This is a genomic window from Escherichia coli, assembly GCF_036503815.1.
Taxonomy (GTDB): Bacteria; Pseudomonadota; Gammaproteobacteria; order Enterobacterales; family Enterobacteriaceae; genus Escherichia; species Escherichia coli_F.
In genome coordinates this window covers 57,205-83,403 of the sequence record NZ_AP027764.1, presented here as the reverse complement: position 1 = coordinate 83,403, position 26,199 = coordinate 57,205, and the positions used below count along the sequence as shown (strand labels likewise).

General features: G+C 45.8%; 22 protein-coding genes, 1 tRNA gene and 1 pseudogene. 13 read left to right on the top strand and 11 right to left on the bottom strand.

The features are described from left to right. Positions 1-18 precede the first annotated feature (18 nt). Positions 19-1,410 carry a xanthine/proton symporter XanP gene (gene xanP, locus AABJ99_RS00355; RefSeq protein ID WP_039021755.1) on the top strand — a complete coding sequence of 464 codons (1,392 nt, stop codon included), beginning with the start codon at positions 19-21 and terminating at the stop codon, positions 1,408-1,410. A gap of 120 nt (positions 1,411-1,530) precedes the next feature. Continuing rightward, a complete protein-coding gene (gene yicH, locus AABJ99_RS00350; protein ID WP_039021754.1) occupies positions 1,531-3,240 on the top strand; it encodes an AsmA family protein in 1,710 nt (569 codons plus the stop codon). A 43-nt stretch (positions 3,241-3,283) separates the two neighbouring features. On the opposite strand, the gene AABJ99_RS00345 is transcribed toward yicH, so the two are convergent. The 10 genes from AABJ99_RS00345 to yicJ form a co-directional block, all read right to left on the bottom strand. Further along, positions 3,284-3,964 carry a D-lyxose/D-mannose family sugar isomerase gene (locus AABJ99_RS00345; protein WP_039021753.1) on the bottom strand — a complete coding sequence of 227 codons (681 nt, stop codon included), beginning with the start codon at positions 3,962-3,964 and terminating at the stop codon, positions 3,284-3,286. Continuing rightward, positions 3,945-4,877: an ROK family protein gene (locus AABJ99_RS00340; protein WP_032185489.1), complete on the bottom strand. Its 933-nt coding sequence runs from the start codon at positions 4,875-4,877 to the stop codon at positions 3,945-3,947. Before AABJ99_RS00340 ends, AABJ99_RS00345 begins: the two co-directional genes overlap by 20 nt. A gap of 47 nt (positions 4,878-4,924) precedes the next feature. Further along, complete coding sequence (locus AABJ99_RS00335; RefSeq protein ID WP_039021752.1) at positions 4,925-5,785, bottom strand: ketose-bisphosphate aldolase; 861 nt, start codon at positions 5,783-5,785, stop codon at positions 4,925-4,927. Positions 5,786-5,865: 80 nt separating this feature from the next. Then, positions 5,866-6,717, bottom strand: a complete 852-nt coding sequence (locus AABJ99_RS00330) for a class II fructose-bisphosphate aldolase (RefSeq protein ID WP_039021751.1) — start codon at positions 6,715-6,717, stop codon at positions 5,866-5,868. 11 nt (positions 6,718-6,728) lie between these two features. Next, positions 6,729-7,820 (bottom strand): PTS fructose transporter subunit IIC, encoded by a 1,092-nt coding sequence (locus AABJ99_RS00325; protein WP_032185491.1) that lies wholly within the window; start codon positions 7,818-7,820, stop codon positions 6,729-6,731. Between the two features lie 24 nt (positions 7,821-7,844). Then, complete coding sequence (locus AABJ99_RS00320) at positions 7,845-8,159, bottom strand: PTS fructose transporter subunit IIB (protein ID WP_001028073.1); 315 nt, start codon at positions 8,157-8,159, stop codon at positions 7,845-7,847. A 17-nt stretch (positions 8,160-8,176) separates the two neighbouring features. Beyond that, a complete protein-coding gene (locus AABJ99_RS00315; RefSeq protein WP_000355546.1) occupies positions 8,177-8,647 on the bottom strand; it encodes a PTS sugar transporter subunit IIA in 471 nt (156 codons plus the stop codon). A gap of 26 nt (positions 8,648-8,673) precedes the next feature. After that, the gene (locus AABJ99_RS00310) at positions 8,674-10,227 is read right to left on the bottom strand and encodes a BglG family transcription antiterminator (RefSeq protein WP_338387470.1); all 1,554 of its coding nucleotides are present in this window, start codon (positions 10,225-10,227) and stop codon (positions 8,674-8,676) included. A 294-nt stretch (positions 10,228-10,521) separates the two neighbouring features. Further along, a complete protein-coding gene (gene yicI / locus AABJ99_RS00305) occupies positions 10,522-12,840 on the bottom strand; it encodes an alpha-xylosidase (RefSeq protein ID WP_032185493.1) in 2,319 nt (772 codons plus the stop codon). Between the two features lie 9 nt (positions 12,841-12,849). After that, positions 12,850-14,232, bottom strand: coding sequence for a glycoside-pentoside-hexuronide family transporter (yicJ, locus tag AABJ99_RS00300; protein ID WP_000834430.1), 1,383 nt, complete (start codon positions 14,230-14,232; stop codon positions 12,850-12,852). 292 nt (positions 14,233-14,524) lie between these two features. Here yicJ and AABJ99_RS00295 point away from each other — a divergent pair. The 4 genes and pseudogenes from AABJ99_RS00295 (at position 14,525) to yicL (ending at position 17,477) form a co-directional block, all read left to right on the top strand. Further along, positions 14,525-14,619: transfer RNA gene (locus AABJ99_RS00295), tRNA-Sec, on the top strand. Between the two features lie 78 nt (positions 14,620-14,697). Next, positions 14,698-14,859 (top strand): annotated as a pseudogene (gene rhuM / locus AABJ99_RS00290) (RhuM family protein); the annotation flags it as partial. Positions 14,860-15,258: 399 nt separating this feature from the next. Next, the gene (gene setC, locus AABJ99_RS00285) at positions 15,259-16,443 is read left to right on the top strand and encodes a sugar efflux transporter (protein ID WP_001172857.1); all 1,185 of its coding nucleotides are present in this window, start codon (positions 15,259-15,261) and stop codon (positions 16,441-16,443) included. Between the two features lie 110 nt (positions 16,444-16,553). After that, positions 16,554-17,477 (top strand): carboxylate/amino acid/amine transporter, encoded by a 924-nt coding sequence (yicL, locus tag AABJ99_RS00280; RefSeq protein ID WP_000535948.1) that lies wholly within the window; start codon positions 16,554-16,556, stop codon positions 17,475-17,477. Between the two features lie 3 nt (positions 17,478-17,480). On the opposite strand, the gene nlpA is transcribed toward yicL, so the two are convergent. Continuing rightward, positions 17,481-18,299, bottom strand: a complete 819-nt coding sequence (gene nlpA / locus AABJ99_RS00275) for a lipoprotein NlpA (RefSeq protein WP_000779407.1) — start codon at positions 18,297-18,299, stop codon at positions 17,481-17,483. A gap of 208 nt (positions 18,300-18,507) precedes the next feature. Between nlpA and yicS the strand changes: the two genes are divergently transcribed. The 7 genes from yicS (at position 18,508) to eilA (ending at position 26,191) form a co-directional block, all read left to right on the top strand. Beyond that, entirely contained in the window at positions 18,508-18,801 is a 294-nt protein-coding gene (yicS, locus tag AABJ99_RS00270; RefSeq protein WP_001306625.1) for a protein YicS, read from the top strand. Positions 18,802-19,102: 301 nt separating this feature from the next. Continuing rightward, the gene (locus tag AABJ99_RS00265; RefSeq protein ID WP_000443173.1) at positions 19,103-19,600 is read left to right on the top strand and encodes a SycD/LcrH family type III secretion system chaperone; all 498 of its coding nucleotides are present in this window, start codon (positions 19,103-19,105) and stop codon (positions 19,598-19,600) included. A 9-nt stretch (positions 19,601-19,609) separates the two neighbouring features. Next, positions 19,610-19,792, top strand: coding sequence for a hypothetical protein (locus AABJ99_RS00260; protein WP_001024524.1), 183 nt, complete (start codon positions 19,610-19,612; stop codon positions 19,790-19,792). Between the two features lie 55 nt (positions 19,793-19,847). Then, positions 19,848-21,629 (top strand): YopB/SseC family type III secretion system translocon subunit, encoded by a 1,782-nt coding sequence (locus tag AABJ99_RS00255; protein ID WP_000106736.1) that lies wholly within the window; start codon positions 19,848-19,850, stop codon positions 21,627-21,629. 12 nt (positions 21,630-21,641) lie between these two features. Beyond that, entirely contained in the window at positions 21,642-22,793 is a 1,152-nt protein-coding gene (locus AABJ99_RS00250; RefSeq protein WP_338387469.1) for a hypothetical protein, read from the top strand. 43 nt (positions 22,794-22,836) lie between these two features. Further along, positions 22,837-24,291 (top strand): IpaD/SipD/SspD family type III secretion system needle tip protein, encoded by a 1,455-nt coding sequence (locus AABJ99_RS00245; protein WP_039021748.1) that lies wholly within the window; start codon positions 22,837-22,839, stop codon positions 24,289-24,291. Positions 24,292-24,493: 202 nt separating this feature from the next. Continuing rightward, complete coding sequence (gene eilA, locus AABJ99_RS00240; protein WP_338387468.1) at positions 24,494-26,191, top strand: HilA family transcriptional regulator EilA; 1,698 nt, start codon at positions 24,494-24,496, stop codon at positions 26,189-26,191. Positions 26,192-26,199 lie beyond the last annotated feature (8 nt).

Sequence of the window (26,199 nt, the reverse complement as noted above, 5' to 3'; positions counted from 1 at the left end):
ACCACGGGATTGTTTTCGATGTCTGTTTCCACCCTCGAGTCAGAAAATGCGCAACCGGTTGCGCAGACTCAAAACAGCGAACTGATTTACCGTCTTGAAGATCGTCCGCCGCTTCCTCAAACTCTGTTTGCCGCCTGTCAGCATCTGCTGGCGATGTTCGTTGCGGTGATCACGCCAGCGCTATTAATCTGCCAGGCGCTGGGTTTACCGGCACAAGACACGCAACACATTATTAGTATGTCGCTGTTTGCCTCCGGTGTGGCGTCGATTATTCAAATTAAGGCCTGGGGTCCGGTTGGCTCCGGGCTGTTGTCTATTCAGGGCACCAGCTTCAACTTTGTTGCCCCGCTGATTATGGGCGGCACAGCGCTGAAGACCGGTGGTGCTGATGTTCCTACCATGATGGCGGCTTTGTTCGGCACGTTGATGCTGGCAAGTTGCACCGAGATGGTGATCTCCCGTGTTCTCCATCTGGCGCGCCGCATTATTACGCCGCTGGTTTCTGGCGTTGTGGTGATGATTATCGGCCTGTCGCTAATTCAGGTTGGGCTAACATCCATTGGCGGCGGTTACGCAGCCATGAGCGATAACACCTTCGGAGCACCGAAAAATCTGTTGCTGGCAGGCGTGGTCTTGGCCTTAATTATCCTGCTTAACCGTCAACGTAACCCATATTTGCGCGTGGCCTCACTGGTGATTGCGATGGCGGCCGGATATGCGCTGGCGTGGTTTATGGGCATGTTGCCAGAAAGCAACGAACCGATGACGCAAGAACTGATTATGGTGCCAACGCCGCTCTACTACGGTCTTGGTATTGAATGGAGCCTGCTGCTGCCGCTGATGCTGGTCTTTATGATCACTTCGCTGGAAACTATTGGCGATATCACGGCGACGTCTGACGTTTCCGAACAGCCTGTATCCGGTCCGCTATACATGAAACGTCTGAAAGGCGGCGTGCTGGCAAACGGTCTGAACTCGTTTGTCTCGGCGGTGTTTAACACCTTCCCGAACTCCTGTTTTGGACAAAACAATGGTGTGATTCAGTTAACAGGTGTTGCCAGCCGTTATGTTGGTTTTGTTGTGGCACTGATGTTGATTTTGCTCGGCCTGTTCCCAGCAGTAAGTGGATTTGTGCAGCATATTCCTGAACCTGTGCTGGGCGGCGCGACGCTGGTAATGTTTGGCACCATCGCCGCCTCCGGTGTGCGTATCGTTTCTCGTGAGCCACTGAACCGTCGGGCGATTCTGATTATCGCGCTGTCGCTGGCGGTCGGTCTGGGCGTTTCTCAGCAGCCGCTGATTTTGCAGTTTGCTCCTGAATGGCTGAAAAACCTGCTCTCCTCCGGGATCGCCGCGGGCGGTATTACTGCCATCGTGCTAAATCTGATTTTCCCACCAGAAAAACAGTAATTCACTGGCGGCGGTAAGATAATTACCGCCGCAGTCTCACCTCTTTCACCATTCCCGCCTTGAGGATTGCGCGTAAATCGTGCATAACTCCCTTATGTGCATTTCACGGGATGGAAGACCATGAAATTTATTGGGAAGCTGCTTCTCTACATTCTCATCGCTCTGTTAGTGGCGATCGCTGGCCTCTATTTCCTTCTGCAAACCCGCTGGGGAGCAGAACATATCAGCGCATGGGTTTCCGATAATAGCGACTATCATCTGGCCTTCGGGGCGATGGATCACCGTTTTTCCGCGCCATCTCATATCGTACTGGAGAACGTCACGTTTGGTCGTGATGGTCAGCCCGCTACCCTGGTGGCAAAAAGTGTCGACATTGCGCTAAGCAGTCGGCAACTGACCGAACCACGCCATGTCGATACCATCCTACTGGAAAACGGGACGCTGAATCTCACCGACCAGACCGCGCCGCTGCCGTTCAAAGCCGATCGTCTGCAACTGCGTGATATGGCGTTTAATAGCCCGAATAGCGAATGGAAACTGAGCGCGCAACGGGTAAATGGCGGCGTGGTTCCGTGGTCACCAGAAGCCGGTAAAGTGCTGGGTACGAAGGCGCAGATTCAATTCAGCGCCGGATCGCTTTCGCTCAATGATGTTCTTGCCACCAATGTACTCATTGAAGGCAGTATTGATAACGATCGCGTTACGCTGACTAACCTGGGTGCCGACATCGCCCGCGGGACATTAACCGGAAACGCGCAGCGTAACGCCGACGGCAGCTGGCAAGTGGAAAATCTGCGGCTGGCGGATATCCGTCTACAAAGCGAAAAATCGCTAACCGACTTCTTTGCGCCATTACGCTCTGTCCCGTCGTTGCAGATTGGTCGCCTGGAAGTCATTGACGCTCGTCTGCAAGGTCCGGACTGGGCGGTGACCGACCTCGATCTCAGCTTGCGCAACATGACCTTCAGTAAAGATGACTGGCAGACACAGGAAGGCAAACTGTCGATGAACGCCAGCGAGTTTATTTATGGTTCGCTGCATTTATTTGACCCGATTATAAACGCGGAATTTTCCCCGCAGGGCGTAGCACTGCGCCAGTTCACCAGCCGCTGGGAAGGGGGCATAGTCAGAACGTCAGGGAACTGGTTGCGTGACGGGAAAATGTTGATCCTTGATGATGCGGCAATTGCCGGACTGGAATATACCTTGCCAAAAAACTGGCAACAGTTGTGGATGGAAACGACACCCGGTTGGTTAAACAACCTGCAACTGAAGAGATTTAGCGCCAGCCGCAATCTGATCATTGATATCGACCCTGACTTCCCGTGGCAGCTCACCGCGCTCGATGGTTACGGTGCCAATCTGACGCTGGTTACCGATCATAAATGGGGCGTCTGGAGTGGCTCGGCGAATCTGAATGCCGCCGCCGCAACGTTTAATCGTGTTGATGTCCGTCGTCCGTCGCTGGCGCTAACTGCCAACAGCAGCACGGTGAATATCAGCGAACTGAGTGCATTTACTGAAAAAGGCATTCTGGAAGCCACCGCCAGTGTTTCACAAACGCCACAACGTCAGACCCATATCAGCCTGAATGGACGCGGTGTGCCGGTGAATATTTTGCAACAGTGGGGATGGCCTGAACTACCGTTGACTGGCGACGGCAATATTCAGCTTACCGCCAGTGGCGATATTCAGGTCAATGTCCCGCTGAAACCTACGGTTAGCGGGCAATTGCATGCCGTGAATGCCGCAAAGCAGCAAGTGACTCAAACCATGAATGCGGGCGTAGTTTCCAGTGGTGAAGTTACGTCGACGGAGCCGGTGCAGTAAAAATAAGGACGCTAGCGGATATCAGCGCTAGCGTTCCCCGTTATTAGCGCAAAATTCCATACTCACTGCACAATAACCATTTCACCGGTTCATCTTCTTCTATCGCCGGAAAACGTCCTCCCGGTTCAAGAAAATAATTATCGTGTTGGTCATCATTTACCATCGAAATTTCCCAGCCAAGAACAAACGCTTTTTCTGCCCAGAAGCGATGATACAGACGTGGCGGCAGACAAATACCCTGCCCCGGCTTCAGTACCAATGTTTCGCCTGACTTCACGGAACGTCGCTGACCATCAACACTCACCGTAATGACCCGTTGCTCATCGCAGAGACAGGATTCGTTGGCCCAGGCCAGTTGCATACATAAATCGCCGCCACCCCGATTGAGGATATCTTCCATTTTTTGGTTATGAAAATGCCAGGGAGTCTGCTGATCTTGTTGGATCTGCAACATTTTCTCAGCATACGGTTTTGGATATGCCGCCGACCCCAGCGCGCCGTTGCGCATCGTTAGCAGTGTTAGTCCCGTTTGGTTGAAATCACCACGACCAAAATCGGTGATATCCCAACCGAGCTGTAAGTCGACTACTTCTTGCCAGTTATCCCGTTCCCGCTGCAGCCAGTCATCCACCGTAAAATAGGCGAACTCTGGCAAACAAACGCGGAAGGTCTGCGCAATGGCATGTGCTTTATCAATAACATAATTAATTTGTGAGCGTTTCATTGGCTTCTCCGTTGCGCATAGCAAGCCAGGCAGCGCCACGCATTCCGCTACTGTCGCCGTGCTGTGCTTTTACAATGGGAGTGGTGAATTGATCGGTGAAAACCAGTGGAGCGACTTCTGCGTTCAGATCGGTGATAAGCAGTTCCACATTCGAAAGCCCGCCGCCGATCACAATCACGCCAGGGTCAACAACGTTAACGATGGTTGCCAGCGTGCGGGCAAGCTGTTGGCGAAAACGTGCCACCTGCTGCATGGCACAAGCATCACCACGTTGTGCCAGGGTGACAATCGCCGCAGGAGTGAGCAAGTTACCAGTCATCTGTTGATAGCGTTCACTAAAACCGCTGCCGGAAACAAACGACTCCACGCAGTTGTGTTTGCCGCAATAGCAACTGACTGATGGACCATCTTCCTGCTCCGTATAGCCTGGCAACGTGATATGACCGCATTCGGCAGCATTTCCCCAGGCCCCTATAAACGGTCGTTGCTTGATGGCAATGCCACCGCCGCAGCCCGTGCCAAGCGTAATACCAAATACCACGTCATAATCTTGCCCGGCACCGTCGCAAGCTTCTGATAGCGCGAAGCAGTTACCATCATTGGCTATCACCACCGGTTGCCCAAGCAATTGCTGCAAATCAGCCTGTAACGCATGACCGTTAATCACCTGAATATTCGCATTTTTAATCAGGCCAGTGAGTGGCGAGATACTGCCGGGTAAGGCGATCCCTGTCAGCATCGGTCGTTGAACGTCCCGCCTAATCTGCTCGATAAGCGCCACAACGCATGAGACAAATTGTTGATATGTCGACTTTTGCGTCGGGCAGCGGTAACGGCGAATCTCCCAGCCATGCGCATCCATGACGACGGCGGCGATTTTGGTCCCACCAATATCCAACCCCAGATAGTGCATATCTCGTTCCTTGTTGCGTAAAAGGCGGGTCACCCCGCCCTTCTGGCTTAGTACAGTAATGCTTTACCGAGCGAACCGAACAGTTTCATTTTGTGGCGAATGACTTCCCGCGCCGCGCTAATCGCATCCGGATAGATGACGTTCGGGTCCCACCAGCTCTCTTTAGCGAGAATTTCACGCACTTTCTGGAAATAGGCGTATTTCATATCGCTGGAGATATTGATTTTGCCAACGCCGAGCGTAACGGATTCAGCAATCTCCGCGTCCGGGTTTGCCGAACCACCGTGCAACACCAATGGAATATCAATGCGCCCGGCAATGTCGCGCAAAATGTCCATTTGCAGTTTCGGCTGCATCCCTTTCGGATAGATGCCGTGTGCCGTACCAATCGCTACCGCCAGTGTGTCGGCCCCTGTACGAGCAATAAAATCGGCGGCTTGCGCCGGGTCAGTGTAGGTAACTTGTGAAACTCCACCTTCCACTGACGTTCCTGTTTGTCCGATGGTCCCCAGTTCACCCTCAACCGATACTCCAACCGCGTGAGCGAGGCGAACCACTTCTGCGGTCAGCGCCACGTTTTCTTCATACGGCAGCAGCGAACCGTCGATCATTACTGAGGTAAATCCGCAGCGAATCGCACGCAAAACATGCTCTACAGAGGCACCATGATCGAGGTGCAGTACAAACGGGACCGGACTACGCTGGGTAATTTCGCGAACGTGAGCGAAAAAGGCATCGCCCACAAAATCATGTTCGCTGGGATGGATAGCAATAATCGCCGGAGTATTTGTCGCTTCTGCTTCATCCACGACTGCGCGAAGGAAACAGTTATCCGCCACATTAAATGCGCCAATGGCAAAGCCGTGCTGGCGGGTAGGTTGCAGTAATTCTTTCATCGAAACTAACATGTTAAATCTCCAGTTTCAGCGTGTAGTCCGCCCTGCCGGTGCGTTATTGCACTGGCATAAAGGCCATGACAGAAAATGAATCAGGCTTTGCCGATAGAGCCGCTCGCCTGTAAATACGGTGTAATCGCTTCTTCGAAGGCCAGTTCCATAGCTTTCAGCGCGTCCACCAGTTCAATGGATATATCGTGACAGAGGGTATGCAGGAGCGCGGATTTCCCCCGTTCAAAAATGGCCGCCCCCACGTTGATTTTTGCTACCCCCAGCGTCGTACAGAGCTGGAGCTGATCGAACGGCGTACCGCTACCGCCATGTAATGCCAGAGGCACGCTCGAGCAGTGGAAAATCTCCGCCAGACGCTGAAAATCAATAGCAGGTACAACACCAGGCGCGTACATGCCGTGCGCCGTGCCTACCGAGACGGCCAGTAGATCAATGCCTGTCTGCGCGATAAACGGTTCCACATCAGTGGGTTGCGTCATCAGGTCGGCATTGGTGGCCTGGTCGTAACGCGGCGCATCTGCCAGATGGCCCAGTTCGCCTTCCACGCAGAGCTGCGCGCTGGCGGCGAGTTCCACCACCGCCCTGGTCTGGCGCACGTTCTCCTCCAGGGGAAAAGCAGAAGCATCAATCATTAATCCGCTGAAACCAGCACGAAACGCCTGACGAATACAGTCCGGATTTTTGCCATGATCAAGCGCCAGAGCGACCGGTACTGAGGCAGATTCCGCGAGCGTTTTAACCACTGCCGCCGCGACGGGTGCAGGAAAATGCGCCAGATGCCCCTGATAGAGATTGAGAATGATCGGAGCACGATTCTTCTCCGCCACGCGGATAGCTGCGTGAGCACTTTCCAGATTCATACAGTTGATCGCCAGCAAGGCGTAATGTTCATGCCAGGCTTTCATCACCATACTTTTCATATCGGCAAACATAGGGCCTCCGGTTATTCGAGGGTGAAAGTGATCTCTTCATCTTTCAGCTTTTGATCGCTCAGTTCGTCAAACTCTTCGTCACGTTCCGTTACCGGTTTCTTCCAGAGTGAAAGCATCACGCCACAAATCACCGTGCCTATACCCAGCGCCAGGCAAAACAGCAGAGGATGGGTGAACAAAGGCACAACAAACAGGCCGCCATGCGGAACCGGACTCTCCACGCCCCACACCATGATCAAGCCGCCAGCTACCGCAGAAGCCACCACACAAGATCCCACCACTCGCAGCAAGTCACGCGCGGCGATCGGAATGACTCCTTCAGTGATCATGCAGATCCCCATCGGAAACGCGGCTTTCAGCGCCTCGCGCTCCGCACGGGTGTATTTATGGCGTGTCAGTAAGAACGAAAGTGTGATGCCAAACGGAGGGATGATTGAGCCGACAAATTTCACGGCTTCTGGCCCGTAGACGCCGCTGACCAGCAAGCCATCGGAAAACAACGACATTGTTTTATTTACCGGACCACCGAAATCGAAGGTTGCCATCGCGCCAAGTATGGCCCCCATCAGGAAGCGCGATCCGCCCTGCATCGACTCGAGCAAATGAATCAGTGCTTCTTGTAACCAGGCGATGGGTTTACCAATCAGCGTCATCATTAACAGCCCACCGATAATGGTGCTTAATACCGGCAACACCATGATTGGCATGAGTCCTTGCATCGACTGCGGCAGGCGGATATAGCGTTTAAGTAGCAAAATGGTGTAGCCCACCAGGAAACCACCCAACATACCGCCAATAAATCCGGTATGGATTTGCCCGCAGAGAAAGCCGACAATTAGGCCCGGGGCAAATCCGGGACGATCGGCAATAGAATAGGCAATTGCCGCGCTAATCAGCGGCACAATCAGCCCCATTCCCCAGCCGCCAATCTGATTAAGCATCCACGGGATTGTTCCTGTTTTTTCACCAACATCTGTACCGCCAAGAACTTGCCCCAACGCAATACATATCCCGGCGGCCACAATAAGGGGTATCATCCACGAGATGCCGGTTAATAAATGTTTTTTAATTTCCTGTGAAACCGGAATTTTATTGTCTTTCATATTAAGATCCCTCCAGTATAAGGATCATTTGTTTCCCAGTGATTTTTCGACCTTTTCAAGAAATTGAACGGGCGATTTAATGACGATCTCTGTCTTTACTCGCACAATACGTTTATTGGTGAAGCGTTCTTCTCCTTTTATTTTCACATCTACAGCAAGAATCACGACGTCAGCAGCAGAGATATCTGCCGCCTGTAATTCATTTTCTGTACCAATGGTTCCCTGGGTTTCAACTTTAATGGTATGGCCCAGAGCTTTTGCTCCTTTGATTAACTTTTCACGAGCAATATAGGTATGAGCAATACCCGCCGTACAGGCGGCAACACAGACAATATTCATGACATACTCCCTGTTATTTAGCAGACATCGGATTGTGCATACTGACTAAAGAGATCAATGATTTTTTGCGGACTCGTCTCAACTAACAATTGTTCTATGATGTCATCATCCGCAAGCGCGCCCGCGACCTGAGAAAGTAAACGGATATGGGTGGTATTTTGATCTTCAAGACGTACCGCAAATAAAATAATACAGCGCACGCTACTGCCATCCAGCGTTTCCCAGGGAATATCCTGCCGGGTACGGCCAATTGCCAGCGTAGTATTAATCACAGCTGAAGATTTACCATGCGGGATCGCAATATGATTTTCAAAACCAGTCGAGCCTTCCGCTTCGCGCTGCCAGACATCTTTAATAAAGGTTTCCCGACAATCGATCGCACCATCTTTTTTGAGAAGATTAGTTAATTCTTCAATCGCCTCCGCTTTATTCGTCGCTTGCATATCTAAAATAACGCGATTCGTATTCAGGATTTTTGTTATGTCCATTCGTCATACCTCATAAAATTCTGACATTAAATTTCAACGACCCGAGACGTCGCATGATGTAATTTTTCCGTAATCACCATTTCAGTGACCCGCTTAATATCGGCATCATTAAAAAAAGCGGTAACATAAGCGACCGGCATAGTGACTGTAGGCAAATTAATGGTCGAAATAATCAGTTCGATATTGTCAGGCAAAACCTGTGATAAATTCGCTGCTGAAATAACATCAACAATCGTCCATTCAGGAAATGCTCGCAGAATACGGCTTTTCAGTAGATGCGAAGTTCCGATTCCGGTTGAACAGACCAGTAATACACGTTTACGGGCAATTTGCCGCTCCATCGCAGCCTGAAAATGAACGGTCAGGTAACCCACTTCATCCTCGCTCACTGCATTCTCACCCCAGGTTTTAAATACCTGATTCACCACATATTGCGTCAACCGCCAGACATCCGCTAATTCTGCTTTAATATCTTCCAGCAATGGATTACGGATATGAATGCGATAATTTAAACGGTTAATCAGCGGCTTAATATGAACCAACAAGCCATCATATAATGCGCTGTCTTCACTAAAATCGCAGTCCACGATGTCACTGAATACCGTAATTAAACGCCAGGTAATCAGACGCGCTTCATTGCTGGCCTGCATATGTGAAATAATGCTAACATCTTTTTGTCCATCAATCGCCACACCTGATGAAATGATATATTGATAAATAAACCAGACTTCATCATCGGGCAATGTATGTGCAATTCGTTGTTCTATCTTATGAATCATCTGACTGGCAACATTAAAGATATTTTCATCATATTGCCTGGTTTGATCTTCTTCTCTTGATAACGCATTCCCGTGCGTGTTGCGATACATCATAATAAGGATGTGAGTAAAAATGTTAACGTAATAAGGTTCTCCCAAAGACCAACTTAATTCATTTTCCATATCCAGTAACAATGACTGGACAAATAACACTTCTTCCTCTCCAAAATAATGGACTAATGCTTTATAGCTTCCGGGATCCAGACGTGAATACACGACACCTTGCGGCTCATTATGGTTAATAATGCCGTTAATCAGTAATGCCATTGCCTGTCGGACTTGCCCTTCACTACCTTCAATATGCGTACCACTTGGGCTGCGGATCAACGATAACCCCAACGGCGCAAGCCAGGACTCAATTACTCTCAGGTCATTAACAATAGAGGCTCCGCTGATAAAGTAGCGTTCTGACAATTTACTGATCGACGTTTCATTCGGTGTTTCACTTAATAACTGCGACGCTATTTTAACGCGCCTGGCATTATTCATTACACCATCAATCTCTTCACATTCTGCCACCAACAAATGATCAAGATGCAGCAAATCAGCAATATTCTCCGCGCTTAACATCACACCCGCGCCAGCACGCTTCTCAACAGTTATTCTCCATTGCCCCAGCCATTGCTCAAGTAAACGTAAATCACGTTGAATGGTTTTTTCCGAAACATTTAAATAGCCGGCAATCGTAACAATAGTCGTATATTCCCTTCGTGGTAGAAGGAATCGTAATAATCTGTTTTGTCGCGAGGTAATCATTTGCATTTTTTACCCTTATCACAGATTAAGAAGCCCCATGAGGAAGAGCTTCAGTTGCCATCTCTGAGGGTAAATATAAAGCAGAATAATTTCACAACAATACTAAAATCTGTCCGTAATCCGGACAGTGATAAAACAAAGCAAGGCGGTTAAGGGATATTTTTCAGCACAGATCACATTTTCGCGATGAATAATCGTGATCATGCTCGCAAATACGATGGAAGAAATATTTATTACCAGATGTGAGATTATTTACCGGATACGACACAAAACCATTCGTATCCGGCATTCTTCAATAGATTACAACGTAATTGTCAGCGCATTCCCTTGAGGCGTCACCACCAGCCCCTGCTCACTTTCAGCCTGCGAACCGCCTTGCAGACCATTTACTTTCACAACATTGCGCAAGCACAGCGTCCAGTTCTTCGCCACGCCCGCACCATTCACAGTAATTGTGTTGCCAGTACGCGCCGCTTTCAGGGTGAAAAGAACGGAACCATCGGCAGCGGGCACTTCACAGATGGCTTCATGCCCGTCTTGCAGATTAAAGAGCTGGAATGCCGTGCCTTCGTGCCACGCGTAATCGGGACGTTGCTCGTTGTTGCCCAGCGCCAGTAGAGTGTTATCACGCACATAAACGGGCAGACTCAGAAAGCCGTGCTGCTGTTTATGCCAGCGACTACCATCGAGTTCATCGTTGTGCCACAGGTGTGTCCAGCGACCTTCCGGCAAGTAGAACTGCACATCGCCCGATTCAGTGAACACCGGAGCAACCATCACGTTGTCGCCTAACATGTATTGACGGTCAAGGTAATCACAAGCCGGATCGTCCGGAAACTCCATCATCATGGCCCGCATCATCGGCGTACCCCGCGCGTTCGCACGAGCAGCCTCACGATACAGATACGGCATCATGCGGCATTTCAGTTGCGTGAAGAAGCGCACCACATCACAGGACTCATCATCATAGGCCCACGGCACACGATAAGATTTGCTGCCGTGTAAACGGCTATGGCTGGAGAGCAAACCAAACGCGCACCAGCGTTTGTAAACGTGCGCCGGAGCGGTATTCTCAAAGCCGCCGATATCGTGGCTCCAGAAGCCAAAACCAGAAAGGCCAATAGACAAACCACCGCGCAGGCTTTCCGCCATTGATTCGTAGTTAGCGTAACAGTCGCCACCCCAATGTACCGGGAATTTCTGCGCACCGACGGAGGCCGAGCGGGCAAACAAGACGGCTTCTTCCTCGCCAACGGTTTCCTTGAGCACGTTCCACACCAGTTCGTTGTAGATGTACGCATAATGGTTATGCATTTTCTGCGGATCGGAACCGTCAAACCATTGAACATCGGTTGGAATACGTTCGCCAAAGTCGGTCTTAAAGCAATCAACGCCCATCGCGACCAGACCTTTCAGTTTGTCGGCGTACCATTTGCAGGCATCCGGATTGGTAAAGTCATAAATCGCCAGACCTGGCTGCCATTTATCCCACTGCCACAGCGAACCGTCCGGGCGTTTGAGTAAATAACCTTTCTCTTGTAACTCTTTAAAGACAGGGGATTTTTGCCCGATATAGGGGTTAATCCAGACGCAGATTTTTAGCCCTTTCGCTTTCAGGCGGCGGATCATCCCTTCCGGGTCCGGGAAAGTCAGCGGGTCCCACTCAAAATCGCACCACTGGAAGGCTTTCATCCAGAAACAGTCAAAGTGGAAAACATGCAGCGGCAGATTGCGTTCCGCCATACCATCGATAAAGCTGTTTACCGTCGCTTCGTCGTAGTTGGTGGTAAATGAAGTGGTTAGCCACAGGCCGAAGGACCACGCGGGCGGCAGCGCCGGACGACCAGTAAAACGGGTATAACGATCAAGTACCGCTTTCGGCGTCGGGCCGTCGATAACAAAGTATTCGAGATATTCACTCTCAACGCTGAACTGCACTTTGGAGACTTTCTCCGATCCCACTTCAAAAGAGACGCATTGGGGATGATTGACCAGTACACCATAACCACGGTTAGTCATATAGAACGGGATATTTTTATACGCCTGTTCAGTACTTGTGCCGCCGTCCCGGTTCCAGGTCTCTACCGTCTGGCCATTGCGCACCAGGGCAGTAAAGCGCTCTCCCAGACCGTAAACTGTTTCGCCAACGCCAAGATCCAGCCGCTCAAACATATAATTTCGTTGATTATTCGTGTCCTGCACGTAGCCATTATTTTTCACCTGACTACCGGTAATACGTTCGCCGTTGCGCAGAAAATCCAGTGACCAGAACTCACCTTTGCTGACACGCGCACTTAAGTTGCCACTTTTAAACTCAGCGTAACGTTCTGTGTTTTCGATTGTGACCTTCACGTCCTGCAAAATATTGAGCGGGTAATGAGGACCGTTATTCAGCGCCCCCTGAAAATGCTCAATCCGTACACCGACAATACCTTCCTGTGGGGAGAAAAAGCGCAGCGTAAATAAAGGCGTATCAAGCTGCCAGGTACGTTCACGCACATCACGGGGGGCAGCATAGACCACCATTTCATTACCCTGCTGTTCAACCTCGAACACCTGAAGCGGGTGAATCAAATTGAGGCCAGGTTGAATCAACCAGTTTCCGTCGCTAATTTTCATTGCCGTTCCTTAGTTCTGCACTTCTTGAGAGGTGAATTGTTGCTGGCAACGGCGTTTGCCCTGCGCCAGCTGTTCCATAACGGTTTTCAGATTGTGCGTCGTGAGTGAGTAGTAGCGTTTAGCGATAATCGCGCTCAGCAAGTAACAGATCGCCGGAACAATCGTGAATAGCGCGATAATGATGCTAATCGTGGCGCTGTTCTGCGCTTTTTCTGCCGCATCATATCCGCCATAAGCCAGCATCCAGCCGATAAGAGCGCCGCCGAAGGCCAACCCCAGTTTGAGCACAAACAACGTGCCAGCAAAACTGATCCCGGTAAGGCGTTTACCATTGCACCACTCGCCGTAGTCGACGGTATCGGACATCATTACCCACTGGATAGGTGTCACCAGTTGATGCAACACACCAATCACGAAGATGAAGACAAACATGGTGATGCTGGCCTGCATAGGAACAAAGAACATCGCCAGGCTAATCACTGCCAGCAGGGCGTTCGTCCACCAGAAGATAGTGACTTTACATTTCCAGTCGGTCAGCGGTTTCGCCAGTGCGGAACCAATCAGGTTACCCACGCAATAAGTGGTAAGAAAAGCGACAAACACTTCCGGCGTACCCAAAATCCATGTGACGTAATACATCATCGCCCCGCCGCGTACGCACACCGCCAGAATATTGAAAATGGTCAGGAAACCGACAATACGCCACTGGTCGTTTTGCCAGATATCACGTAAATCTTCCCGCATAGACGTCGTTGTAGGTGGTGCTTCAACGCGTTCTTTAGTGGTGAAGAAACAAAATGCCAGCATCATAAATGCCACCACGGAAAGGACCGCGATACCGCCCTGGAAACCGAGTGGTTTATTATCACCACCAATTAAATTAACCAGCGGCATCATCAGCACAGTAGAGAGCATGCCTCCCGCGGTCGCCAGCACAAAACGCCAGGATTGCAGCGAGATACGCTGAGTCGGGTCATTGGTGATTACACCACCCAATGCGCAGTAAGGGATATTGACGACGGTATAAAGTAAGGTAAGTAGGGTGTAAGTAATTGCTGCATAAATCATTTTTCCGTTCATACTGAGATCTGGCGTGCTATAGGCCAGTACACAGACGATCCCGAATGGCAGTGCGCCAAACAGTACCCATGGACGAAATTTACCCCAGCGAGAGCGCGTTCGATCGGCCAACAACCCCATGCAAGGATCAGAAATTGCATCCAGTGCACGAGCGACCAAAAACATGGTTCCGACAAATCCGGCAGGAATGCCAAAAATATCGGTATAAAAGAACATCATATATAACATTACGTTATCGAAAATAATGTGGCTGGCGGCGTCTCCCATGCCATAACCAATTTTCTCTTTAACGGACAACACTTCACTCTTCATCTGCTTTTCCTTGATGCTATAGGGGTGCTGAGACCGATAACGCATTTTGTAAACCATCCCTGTGAGAGCGAATATTCCGATATCTGGTTATTAATTTATGATTCTTGTTTTATGTGATCGTGGTAGCGTAAATTACGCTCATATATCATTGTAAAATATGGGTTTTATATGAAATATAATGCTTTCGTGATAATACGCTGCATGTATTAGGCGGAAAAAACTGATCTGGGGGATGTAGAAACTCAAGGAAGTAGCTATAATGCGCCCCGCCTCCATGTAGCAATCGAGGCGCGGAAGATCGTCGTCTCCGGTGAGGCGGCTGGACTTCAAATCCAGTTGGGGCCGCCAGCGGTCCCGGGCAGGTTCGACTCCTGTGATCTTCCGCCAATTTGCCTCTACTGACGTTTTCCAACCCCTTGTAATACAGTCAATCCAGATATTTTCTACTGCTCAATATTTAATCGGCTTCAGGAATACCTGATCAACGGTTTTGTGATGGACGATGAGCGACTGAAGAATCCGCCTGTCGGTTCTTCTGTCCTCGAACGCATCCGCGATATTCGCGCCAGCATGCGCCGTGTTTATTTGCAGGTGATTTGCCCCCCTGCTGACTCTCAGCCAACTGTATCGCCATTAAGGTGAAGATGTTGTTTTACACGCCCCAGAACACCCTTTTTTTTATACGACGATTCTATTCCTTTAACCGCTGGCGAAAAAAACTGACCTATAAACTTCACCAATAATCAGACTGCCATCAAGATTAATTTGTTCATTTAATATATCAAATAAACTTGTTTTATTTTTACTATCAAAAATAGCTCATTGCCTTACTATAATTAATATATAAATTCGGTGATTAATTCTTAACATGCTTTTGCTAATAATCTCAATTGCTGGCCCTATAATATTGCGCTAGCATTGCTTTCTGGTTGTATCAGCGATACTCAAAAATTCTTAATATAATACTCATTCGACTGGTACTTATTTGTAACTCAGTTATATTTTGTCGCCCGGTGATTCAGAAGAATGCAAAAAACGGCTACCACTCCATCAAAAATACTTGATCTCACTGCCGCGGCATTTTTACTTGTCGCCTTTCTGACTGGTATTGCGGGCGCTCTCCAGACTCCCACCCTAAGTATATTCCTCGCAGATGAACTGAAAGCCCGTCCTATAATGGTAGGTTTTTTCTTCACCGGTAGCGCTATTATGGGAATTCTGGTCAGTCAATTTCTGGCAAGGCACTCCGATAAACAAGGCGACCGTAAATTACTGATCCTGCTATGTTGCTTATTTGGAGTGTTGGCCTGCACTCTTTTTGCGTGGAATCGCAACTACTTCATTCTTCTCTCTACGGGCGTACTTCTGAGTAGTTTTGCTTCCACTGCAAACCCGCAAATGTTCGCCCTCGCCCGTGAACACGCCGACAGAACAGGCCGTGAGACGGTCATGTTCAGTACATTTTTACGTGCTCAGATCTCGCTTGCCTGGGTTATCGGGCCACCGCTCGCTTATGAGCTGGCAATGGGATTTAGTTTTAAAGTGATGTATCTCACCGCTGCCATCGCATTTGTTATTTGCGGGCTGATAGTCTGGTTGTTTTTGCCATCAATACAAAGAAATATTCCTGTCGTTACCCAACCCGTAGAAATTTTACCCTCCATCCATAGAAAGCGGGATACACGGCTACTTTTTGTAGTCTGTTCAATGATGTGGGCGGCGAATAATCTCTACATGATAAATATGCCGCTATTTATTATTGATGAACTGCATCTAACCGATAAACTGGCTGGAGAAATGATTGGTATTGCTGCCGGTCTGGAAATTCCGATGATGTTAATCGCAGGCTATTACATGAAACGTATTGGCAAGCGACTATTAATGCTCATTGCTATCGTGAGTGGTATGTGTTTTTACGCCAGCGTACTCATGGCGACGACTCCGGCAGTTGAGCTGGAATTGCAAATTCTAAATGCCATTTTCCTTGGTATTCTCTGTGGTATCGGCATGCTTTATTTTCAGGATCTGATGCCTGAAAAAATAGGCTCTGCGACAACGTTATATGCAAATACCTCACGCGTCGGCTGGATTATCGCCGGCTCTGTTGACGGAATTATGGTTGAAATCTGGAGCTACCACGCGTTGTTCTGGCTGGCGATAGGGATGTTGGGTATTGCGATGATTTGCCTGCTGTTTATTAAAGATATTTAGCTCACCAGTCTGAGCTAAGAAAAATCGGCGTGGCGCAAACAGAGCCATCCTCGCCATTTTTGCTATCATGCCTGCATACATAAACGACAAAACAGTATGCAGAGGGAAAAATGGGTTCCACCAGAAAGGGGATGCTGAACGTTCTGATTGCCGCCGTGTTGTGGGGAAGTTCAGGGGTCTGCGCGCAATACATCATGGAGCAAAGCCAGATGTCGTCGCAGTTTTTGACTATGACGCGTTTGATATTCGCCGGTTTGATTCTGCTGACGCTGTCATTTGTGCATGGCGATAAAATCTTTTCTATTATTAACAATCACAAAGATGCCATTAGTCTGCTGATTTTTTCCGTGGTTGGCGCGCTAACCGTACAGCTCACTTTTTTGCTAACCATTGAAAAATCGAATGCTGCCACGGCAACGGTGCTGCAATTCCTCTCACCGACGATTATCGTCGCCTGGTTCTCACTGGTGCGTAAATCCCGCCCGGGCATTCTGGTTTTTTGCGCTATTTTGACATCGTTGATCGGGACTTTTTTATTGGTGACACACGGTAATCCGACGTCATTATCGATCTCTCCGGCCGCGTTATTCTGGGGCATTGCCTCGGCATTTGCTGCCGCATTCTATACCACCTATCCCTCAACGCTGATTGCCCGCTATGGCACGTTACCGGTCGTCGGCTGGAGTATGCTGATCGGTGGTCTAATCCTGCTGCCCTTCTATGCCGGGCAAGGAACAAACTTCGTGGTTAATGGCAGCCTGATTCTGGCGTTTTTCTATCTGGTGGTAATCGGAACTTCGCTAACCTTTAGTCTATATCTGAAAGGCGCACAGCTCATTGGCGGGCCAAAAGCCAGCATTTTGAGCTGTGCAGAACCATTAAGTAGCGCGCTGCTCTCTTTGCTGTTGCTGGGGATCACGTTCACATTGCCGGACTGGCTGGGCACACTGCTGATTCTGTCATCGGTGATTTTGATTTCAATGGATTCCCGTCGCCGCGCCAGAAAAATAAATCGTCCGGCGCGGCATGAGTGAGAATTACCAGCCAGGCACCGCGCCACCGTTAAAGATGGTTTCTGCCGCTTTAGCGACTTCGGGCGATTGATAAGATTGCAGAAATTCCTTCACGTTTTCTGCATTCTTATTATCTTCCCGTGCCACCAGAATATTCACATACGGCGAATTCTTATCTTCAATAAATACGCTGTCGTGCACCGGAGAAAGCCCGGTCTGCTGAATGTAAGTGGTGCTGATAATCGCCACATCAACTTTGGGATCATCCAGTACGCGCGGGAGCTGCGCCCCCTCGAGTTCCATAATCTGCAAATGACGAGGATTCTCGGTTATATCCAGCGCGGTAGGTAGTAACCCTTTTCCCTCTTTCAGAGTAATTAGCTTCTCTTTTTGCAACAGTAAAAGCGCGCGACCAAGGTTGGTCGGGTCGTTGGGGATCGCCACTGTCGCGCCTTCTTTTATTTGCGCCACGGTTTTGATTTTTTTGGAATAACCCGCCATGGGGAAGACAAATGTATTTCCCACCGCTACCAGTTTATAACCATGCGCCTGATTATCTTGTTCAAGAAAGGGTCGATGCTGGAAGACGTTCGCATCAAGCTCGCCATGATTTGTCGCATCGTTCGGTAGCAACGAACCGCTAAATCCTACCAGTTCAACATCGAGGCCATATTTCTCTTTTGCCACCTTTTTAGCGACTTCCGCGACATCTTGTTCTGCGCCATTAATAACGCCCACTTTAATGTGCTTTTCATCGCTGCTGCTCTGGTCGCAACCTGCCAGCAGAATTCCTGCCAGTAATAATGCGGCCCCCGCCCGTAGATGATGTGTTGTCAGTTTCATTTTTTATCCTTTTTTTAATCGTTAACTGACTATAATGGCAAGATCACTACGATTTAAAAAACGAAAAGCTATCGAATAGAAGAAAAAGGTATATAAAACTGGCACTTCTTACTGACCACGCAAACACCTTTCGTACAGCATGATGAGAGCGGCAAAAGCAAACTACACTTATGCTTCATTCGATGCACATTTGCAGAAGGTTGCAGCTATGAAGCCAACGATGCTACTCATGATTACCGTATTCCTGACTTTCCCAGCCATTTCTCAGGCCGAGTCGCCATTCAGTTCTCTACAGTCGGCAAAAGAAAAGACCACGGTATTGCAAGATTTACGTAAAATTTGCACGCCACAGGCGTCATTATCAGACGAAGCGTGGGAAAAATTAATGTTGTCTGATGAGAGTAACAAACAACATATCCGCGAAGCTATTGTGGCGATGGAGCGTAATAATCAGAATAACTACTGGGAAGCGCTGGGTAAGGTGGAATGCCCGGATATGTGAATTTCGCACACCTCCGCGCTCAGGCCAGCAGCCACTGACGTACGCTCGCACATCAGTAAATCACCTGCTTTTTCAAATTCCAATCAGAATTGAACCCGTTCATCAGGATTGTGGATAAAATTCCCTCTACATTATTTTCATTTCATCACATAGAAAATCTTATCTCATTGAAACAATACTTGTTTTTAATGCAGAAAAGGAAGCCCAACGGATGGGCATAAAAATGAGCGAATTTTGATATCACCACCCTCTAAAAAATGGTGAAGTCTGAACAAAGAATGTTCGAAAGGAGAGAGTAGAGATGGAAAGCGCAAATCTGGATTTAGAAGAAAATAAAGAAATTGCCAGTAAGTTCGAACGTGCATTAGGTATGGGAGCAACACTTGCAGAGCTGCATGGCATTACTCCGGATACCCTTGAAGGCGTTTATGCTTACGCTTATAACTTTTATGAAAAAGGAAGACTTGACGAAGCTGAGCTCTTTTTTAAATTTCTCTGTATTTATGATTTCCAAAATTATAACTATTTAAAAGGATATGCCGCCGTCTGTCAGTTGAAGAAAGATTATCAAAAGGCATTCGACATGTATCATATCTGTTTAATGCTATCTCCCGATAACGATTTCTCTTTAGTTTATTATATGGGCCAATGCCAGATGGGCTTAAAAAACACTAAAATGGCCACGGAGTTATTTAATACAGTCGTAACCTACAGCCAAAATGAAAAAGTTAAAGAGATGGCTACTGCTTATCTTGAACTCTTGACAGCCAATACCGAAGAGGAAGTTCAAACAGAGTGAGTCGGCAAAATGAACATAAACGGAAAAAACTCTTCTTTTACGCCTGAAGAGTTAATCAGGAAATATCATGAGGAAGCCCCGGTTGATTTAAAAAATAACCATGGCGATAAAATAAATGAGAAGAATAACAATAAACACATTACTTACTTTCCCGTTGATGCCATTTTAGATGGGAATAAACATCTGCCATGAGTTAAATAAAAAAAAATTAATTACACCCGATGATAGCTTAAAAAGGAGGTGAATTATGTCGACACCGATTACGGGACAAACGATCACATTTGAACAAATCAGCGAAACATTGCGCACACAGTATAGCGATGCGGAAAAAAGACTGCAGGACAGCAACAAAACGCAAGTTGATCCCATGCGGCTTAATAAAAATCCGAAGTCCCTTGATAACGATATTCGCGCTCGTCTTGAAAACAAACCTATGCTTGCTCCGCCTGAAATGCAGGTTTCCGATTCTGATAACGCCACTACAGCAAAGACGAACGATGCCCGCCTGACGATGATTTTGGGTAATTTATCAGGCATTGCCGATCAGGATATTACTACACGCTTGCATAATAACCTGGACAACACCCTGCTTCGACACGAAATGGCACATAATAAGTTTCGTGAATTAAGCGACGCCTACACCTCATCATTAGATTCAGCGCAAAAAGCCAACGATAATCTGCATCAGGCCAACAATAATTACAATGCAGTCGATAAAAGAGTGCAATCGCTGGAAAAAAAAGTCAACACATTGGATCAAGAGTTGTCGCAACTGCAACCAGACGATCCACAATACAATAAAGTACTGACGCAAAAAAATGCGGCTGAAAAAACACTCACGCTGTCGTTACAAAAAAAATCGTTAGCTGAGAAATCGTTAAATACAGCCATTATGGATGCTGATGCTGCGATCGGCCAAAGTATGGAAGTTTTTGACGAAATTCAACAGCAAGAACAGATTAATAACTTCACCACCAATATTTGCCTGACACAGGAAAACCAGAAAAACAGAAACGCGACAGCCACATTTATCCTTTTGATTACCTCAGTAATGGAAGTTATTGGCGATACAAATTGCGAATCTATTAAAAATCAATCTGAGGTAATGAAAGAAATCAACCATGTCAGGGAAAATAAACTCAATGAAACAGCACATAAATATACTACCACGACTAAAGTTTTAAAAATAGTTAATGAGTGTGTAACTGTAGTAACCTTTGCCGTAAGCGCAGTCTTAATTGTTGTTGGTCTTCTTGCTGCAGTTCCAAGTGGTGGTTCAAGTATTGCGGGTGCATTGGCACTTATTGGAGGAATAGCGGGCGCAGTAGTATTAGGTGTAGATATCACTTGTCAAATCGCTCTGGGCACCACGGCTACCGGCTGGATTTTAGGGAAAGTTGTAGAAGGTCTTTCGGCTGCGATTAAAACAGTTGATCCCACTCTGCTCGCAATCACCGCGCTTCTGGACGTTATTGGTGTCGATCAAGATACGATTGAACTGGTTAAAAGTATTTACGCAAGTGCAGCCGCTTCTATTGTCATGGCGACAGTAATGATTGGTGCAGCTGTAATATGTTCTGTAGCAATAGGGGCCGTTGTTTCTGCATTATCAAAAACAGCCGCCGAAGAAGTCACCAAAGAAATAACAAGCACTATAAAATCAACCATTGAATCAATTATTAATTCAGTTTCAAAAAATATTATAAAGGTATTAGACAGCGTATGCAGCGTGCTACAAACATCAGCCGTAGTGTTGAAGTTGATTGCCAAAATAAGTAATGGCCTTGAGAAAATAGGCTTACTCATCTGTGCAATAGCAACATCGACGATGAATTGTTTTGTTGCTGGAAACTCTGCCGACATGGCAATTTTACAACAGGACATGAGTAATCTATCAAAAACGCGTGAACAAATGCTTTCAGTATTGCAAAGGGTGGATAAAACCGTCGAACAAGAGGTAAGCCAGATGGTACGAGTATTACAACACCGAACTGAAGCCTTAAAATTTGCTTCCCATTCTATCGTATAAGAGGGTTTTAACATGGCCACCTATGAAATTAAAAATGCGTCCAGCACATCTAATATTAACAGTCTTGATAAAACAATCTTTGATAGAGATTATAGTAAAAAAAACAAAATACCAAATGATAATAAAATTGTGCAAAACTATAACCTTAAAGATATTAATCATGACATAAGCTCTCAGTTTATAATATTAAAAAATACAGACAGAGAAGTCTGTCCGGAACTAAGAGTAAAACTATTGGATAATCTTAATTACTCAAGGAGTACGCTAGATAATTTGAGGGGTGACCTTGACCAAGCTACAATTTCATCCAGTCAATTAAGCAGTTCTGCAGAACAGAGTTCTATTAAAATATCTAAATATAATATCCTTGATATGCTAGATAATTTGACCATGCGACAACAGGCTGTTATGGAGGAATTTTTAAGGGTATTCACATCAATGTATAAAGCCTCTGCTATGTCTGAGGCTATTATGAGCAACGTTTTTGAACAACTTGTCCAGTATCAGAAAACAGAAACCGTACACGCTACAATGGCAAGTTCGGCTGGTGTTCTTGCCGGGTCAACAATTGGCGCAGCCGGAGCTGCAGCATCTGTTGTAGCAAATTTCAGAAGCCCTCCCGAAAAGATGCAAACCCTTACATCTGATCAGAAGCACACTATCAGTGGAACTGATGATAAAACACAGCGAGGATTAAAAAGGGAAGTTCAAGATCAACAAGCTTATCTCAAGCAAATAGATGAAGAAATAAAAACAACAACGAAAGATACAACACTTGATGAAGAACAAAAAGAAGAGACCCTGAAATATTACGATAAAGAAAAAGAAACTACGGAAGAAAAGATTAGAGATAAAAACGAGCGTATTAGTATAAAACATAACAAAAGATATAATAAATATTTTACTATAGGTAAAGCAGATGTACTTTCACAGCTTGTTAATCAATCAACTCAAGCATCACTTAGAATTCTAGAAAGTACTACTCATGCAGAAAAAGAAATTGTTGAGCAAGCTAAAAATGTGATGCATTCAGTTATGAGTAGCTATCTGGATCAAATTAATCGTGATGTTCAAGGAAGAGATCAGGCACTCAATTTATTACAGCAAATAATACAAACCATTATTGATACTGATAGTGCTATCGTTCAAGGCATTCGCTCATAAATTATTGCAATAATAGTTAATTATATTTAAGGAGGAATGACACATGATTAATAAAGATAATAATTTAAATATAGATATTTTACGTCAGCAGAATGCAAACATTCCTCTTAAAGAGGCATCCTCGCAAAGTGAGGAGCCTCATCAACTGGAAAACAGCAAAAGCGAGGGTAATTTGTATAACAGCGCCAGTAAGGATAATAATATTGGCGCTATGCTCAAGAAAGATGTTGAAAAACTATCAACTTTAGTCAGTGAACGTAGCCCGCGAAATGAAGACTGGAAATGCCAGCATGACATACAACTTAACTTCGTTAAAAACTTGCTCAGAAATTTCCCTGCTGAAAACCTGACAGAGCAAGGATCTGCACTTTTACACGAAAGTTATTTGCTGATAAAAAACGTTCTGCATCTTACAGAAAATGTTAATACTATTGACGGAAAATTAAAGGATCCCGATAAAATATTGACCCTGCATAACTCTGTGAGAAAAACCCTGGCTAACGTTGCTCACAACACAACCGGGTCAAGTGCAATGGCAATGACCAAAGGAACCTTAACTCACGCTATCGCTTTTTTAGATAGTTTTGTGCCTGAAGATATTCAAGCCACAGAGATAAATAGTTCCCTTTTTTCTATGCTTATACAGAAACAAAAAAAAGCAATGTCAGGTAGTTCTGCATCAAACAGTAATGCGCCCGAAGTGAGAAGTTCAGCAACCAGCAGTACTTTAACGGCCAGTAGTTCAAGCGAATTTAAAAGTGATAAATATATATGCAGTGATATTGCTGATTTGATGAGTGTGCTCGGTAGCGACTACCTCGAAATCTATGCAAATAGCGTTGAGATAATGAGCGCATACTGGCAGGACTTCAGTGAACATATCCAAAGCAATATGGGAAAATGGACTCACTCTAATAAAAAAGGCGATGCGATAATTTTTGATGTCAATGCATTTCAAAAGGCCTTGATGCATTTTTATTATATCGATAAATATCCTAATGGTGATTTCCACTATCATTACAATCCAGACTATGTTTTATACCCTCCGGCACCTGCTGACAAAATTGGTGTTCCATTGGAAGAAGCAGAAAAATGGTGCGCCGCTTTAGGACTTCCGGTAATTCCACCCGATCCCAAACACCGCACACCTTCTCCGATTGTCGAAGTTGAACCACAAGGTAGCGGTTTATATGTTATTATTCCCAACCCTCAGATTATTGACAGTATGAGTCAATCTTCAGATTCAATGGTGCACAGGGATAATAAAGGGAAGGAAAAAAATATATCTAAAGAATTCACCGGTTATGAAATAAGCACAGCTGAATACCAGGCATGGTTAGCGGGTTATAATGGGCAAGCAGAAAACATGAAAACCGATGTACAGGTTATCACGACTAAATACAGCACAGCCAACTCCACCTACGATACGATTATAAAATTATTATCGTCAACCATTACAGCATTATTTGATTCAGCGAAAGATTATTTACGTTTCTGATTAAGTAACGCCAAATATTATAGTCCACTATCTGGTCTCGTAAAATGGGACCAGCGTTTCATATTATTAAGCATCAGCTTTCATTCATTTCTTCATCACAATCTTACAAAATGAGCGTTTTTTGATAGAGCAATTCTGCCAATACTTTATTTTATATTGATCAAATTAATACTATGAATAGAGAAAACGGAAGGAGCGTTCTATGCAACTGCAACATGGAAAAAATAATACACAACAATATATATTTGGCGACTTTGTATTAAAAAACAATGGAATATTATTATTCAAAAATAAAGAATACCATATTCCCCCCAAAGAACTTGGGGTTATCATTCTATTACTTAATGCTGACGGTGAAATTGTTAGCAAAGAAGAGATTATTGATAAGGTCTGGAGCGCAAGTGTTGCCAGTGATGAATCTTTAACACGGTGTATTTATGCATTGCGCAAACTTTTGCATGAGAATAAACAGTGTAAGTATATCGAAACGGTCTATGGTCGTGGATACCGTTTTACTGTACCCATTGTGATTGTAACCGATAATGAACCGGTAAAGTCGACTACCACTCTTGCTGTTTTTCCATTTCGTACTGAAGGTTCGATCAATGTTCTAAAACTGCATTACGAACTTGTGCAGGGCCTTTCAAAATATGCTTTTTGTGGTTTAGATATTTTACCTGCCTCGGTAACGAATGAGGCAAGCGATTTTTCTACTATCCATCAGTTTATTAATAAAACAGGCCCAGAATATTACATTATGGGTCAGGTCGTTCACTATGGTAAAAACTGGCGTTTATTTATTGAATTAATTCATGCCAGAACGCATAAGTTGATTGATCATCAAAGTATTGATTTTAACCCCGACAATCCTCTTTCCGTATTATTATCACAAGTAATTAATATTCTTATTGAAAAAATACCCAATATTAATTTTAAATCTATTAATACACAACAAATGCCATCTCTGGATTCTGCTGTTATGTATATGAATGGCAGAATGGAAATGTATCGTTATACACCAGAGAGTTTGAAACGAGCATTAGTAATATTTAGAGATTGTGTGAGTACGCAACCGCAAAATACCTTGCCCTACTGTTGCCTGGCGGAATGCCATATATCATTAGCACTCCTTGGACTCAGTGAACAAAAACAAGCAATAACTACGGCAGTAACCTCCATTGAAAAGGCTCTTGAAATTAACCCTTCAAATTCTCAGGCATTGGGTTTACTGGGTTTAATCAGTGGGCTAAAAGATGAACATTCAGTGTCTAATGTGCTATTTAAGCAAGCACATTTACTCAAACCTAATTCGCCAGACGTTTATTATTATCAGTCTCTGCTATGCTTTTTGAACGGTGACCTTGCAAGAGCATTTAATCTAATAGAAAAAAGCATTGCTCTTGAACCCAATAAAATGGGCATAAGCATTCTTAAATTAATTATACTTTATTACACATCCCCCCTCGATAACGCGATATCTTTTGCATTAAATCTTAACAGTCAAAACACCTGTAATAATCCAATTATTACCTCTATTCTGGCTATGTTCATGGCACTGAAAGGACATAATGACAAAGCCAAAAGTTTATTGCTTAAACTTGAGCCTGAACATGGTCTTGATTACAGCTGTGTTAACTTGCTTTATACGAAGTTTCTGATCTATGGCGCATCTATAAAAAATGACATTATGAAGTTACTGGCAAATATTAACACTAACAAAATCAATGGTGTGATCTTGCCGTTAATTTACACTGTTTATGGTAAAAAAGAATATGAAAAGCGCTGGCAACAATTAGTTAAAGACAATGATTTATGGTCAAATGTTTTGCTTCACGACCCTCGTTTGCTCAATGTAAAAAATGAATTTAATACTATCAGTGCGATGCGTACTTCTGCGTAAGAACGAAG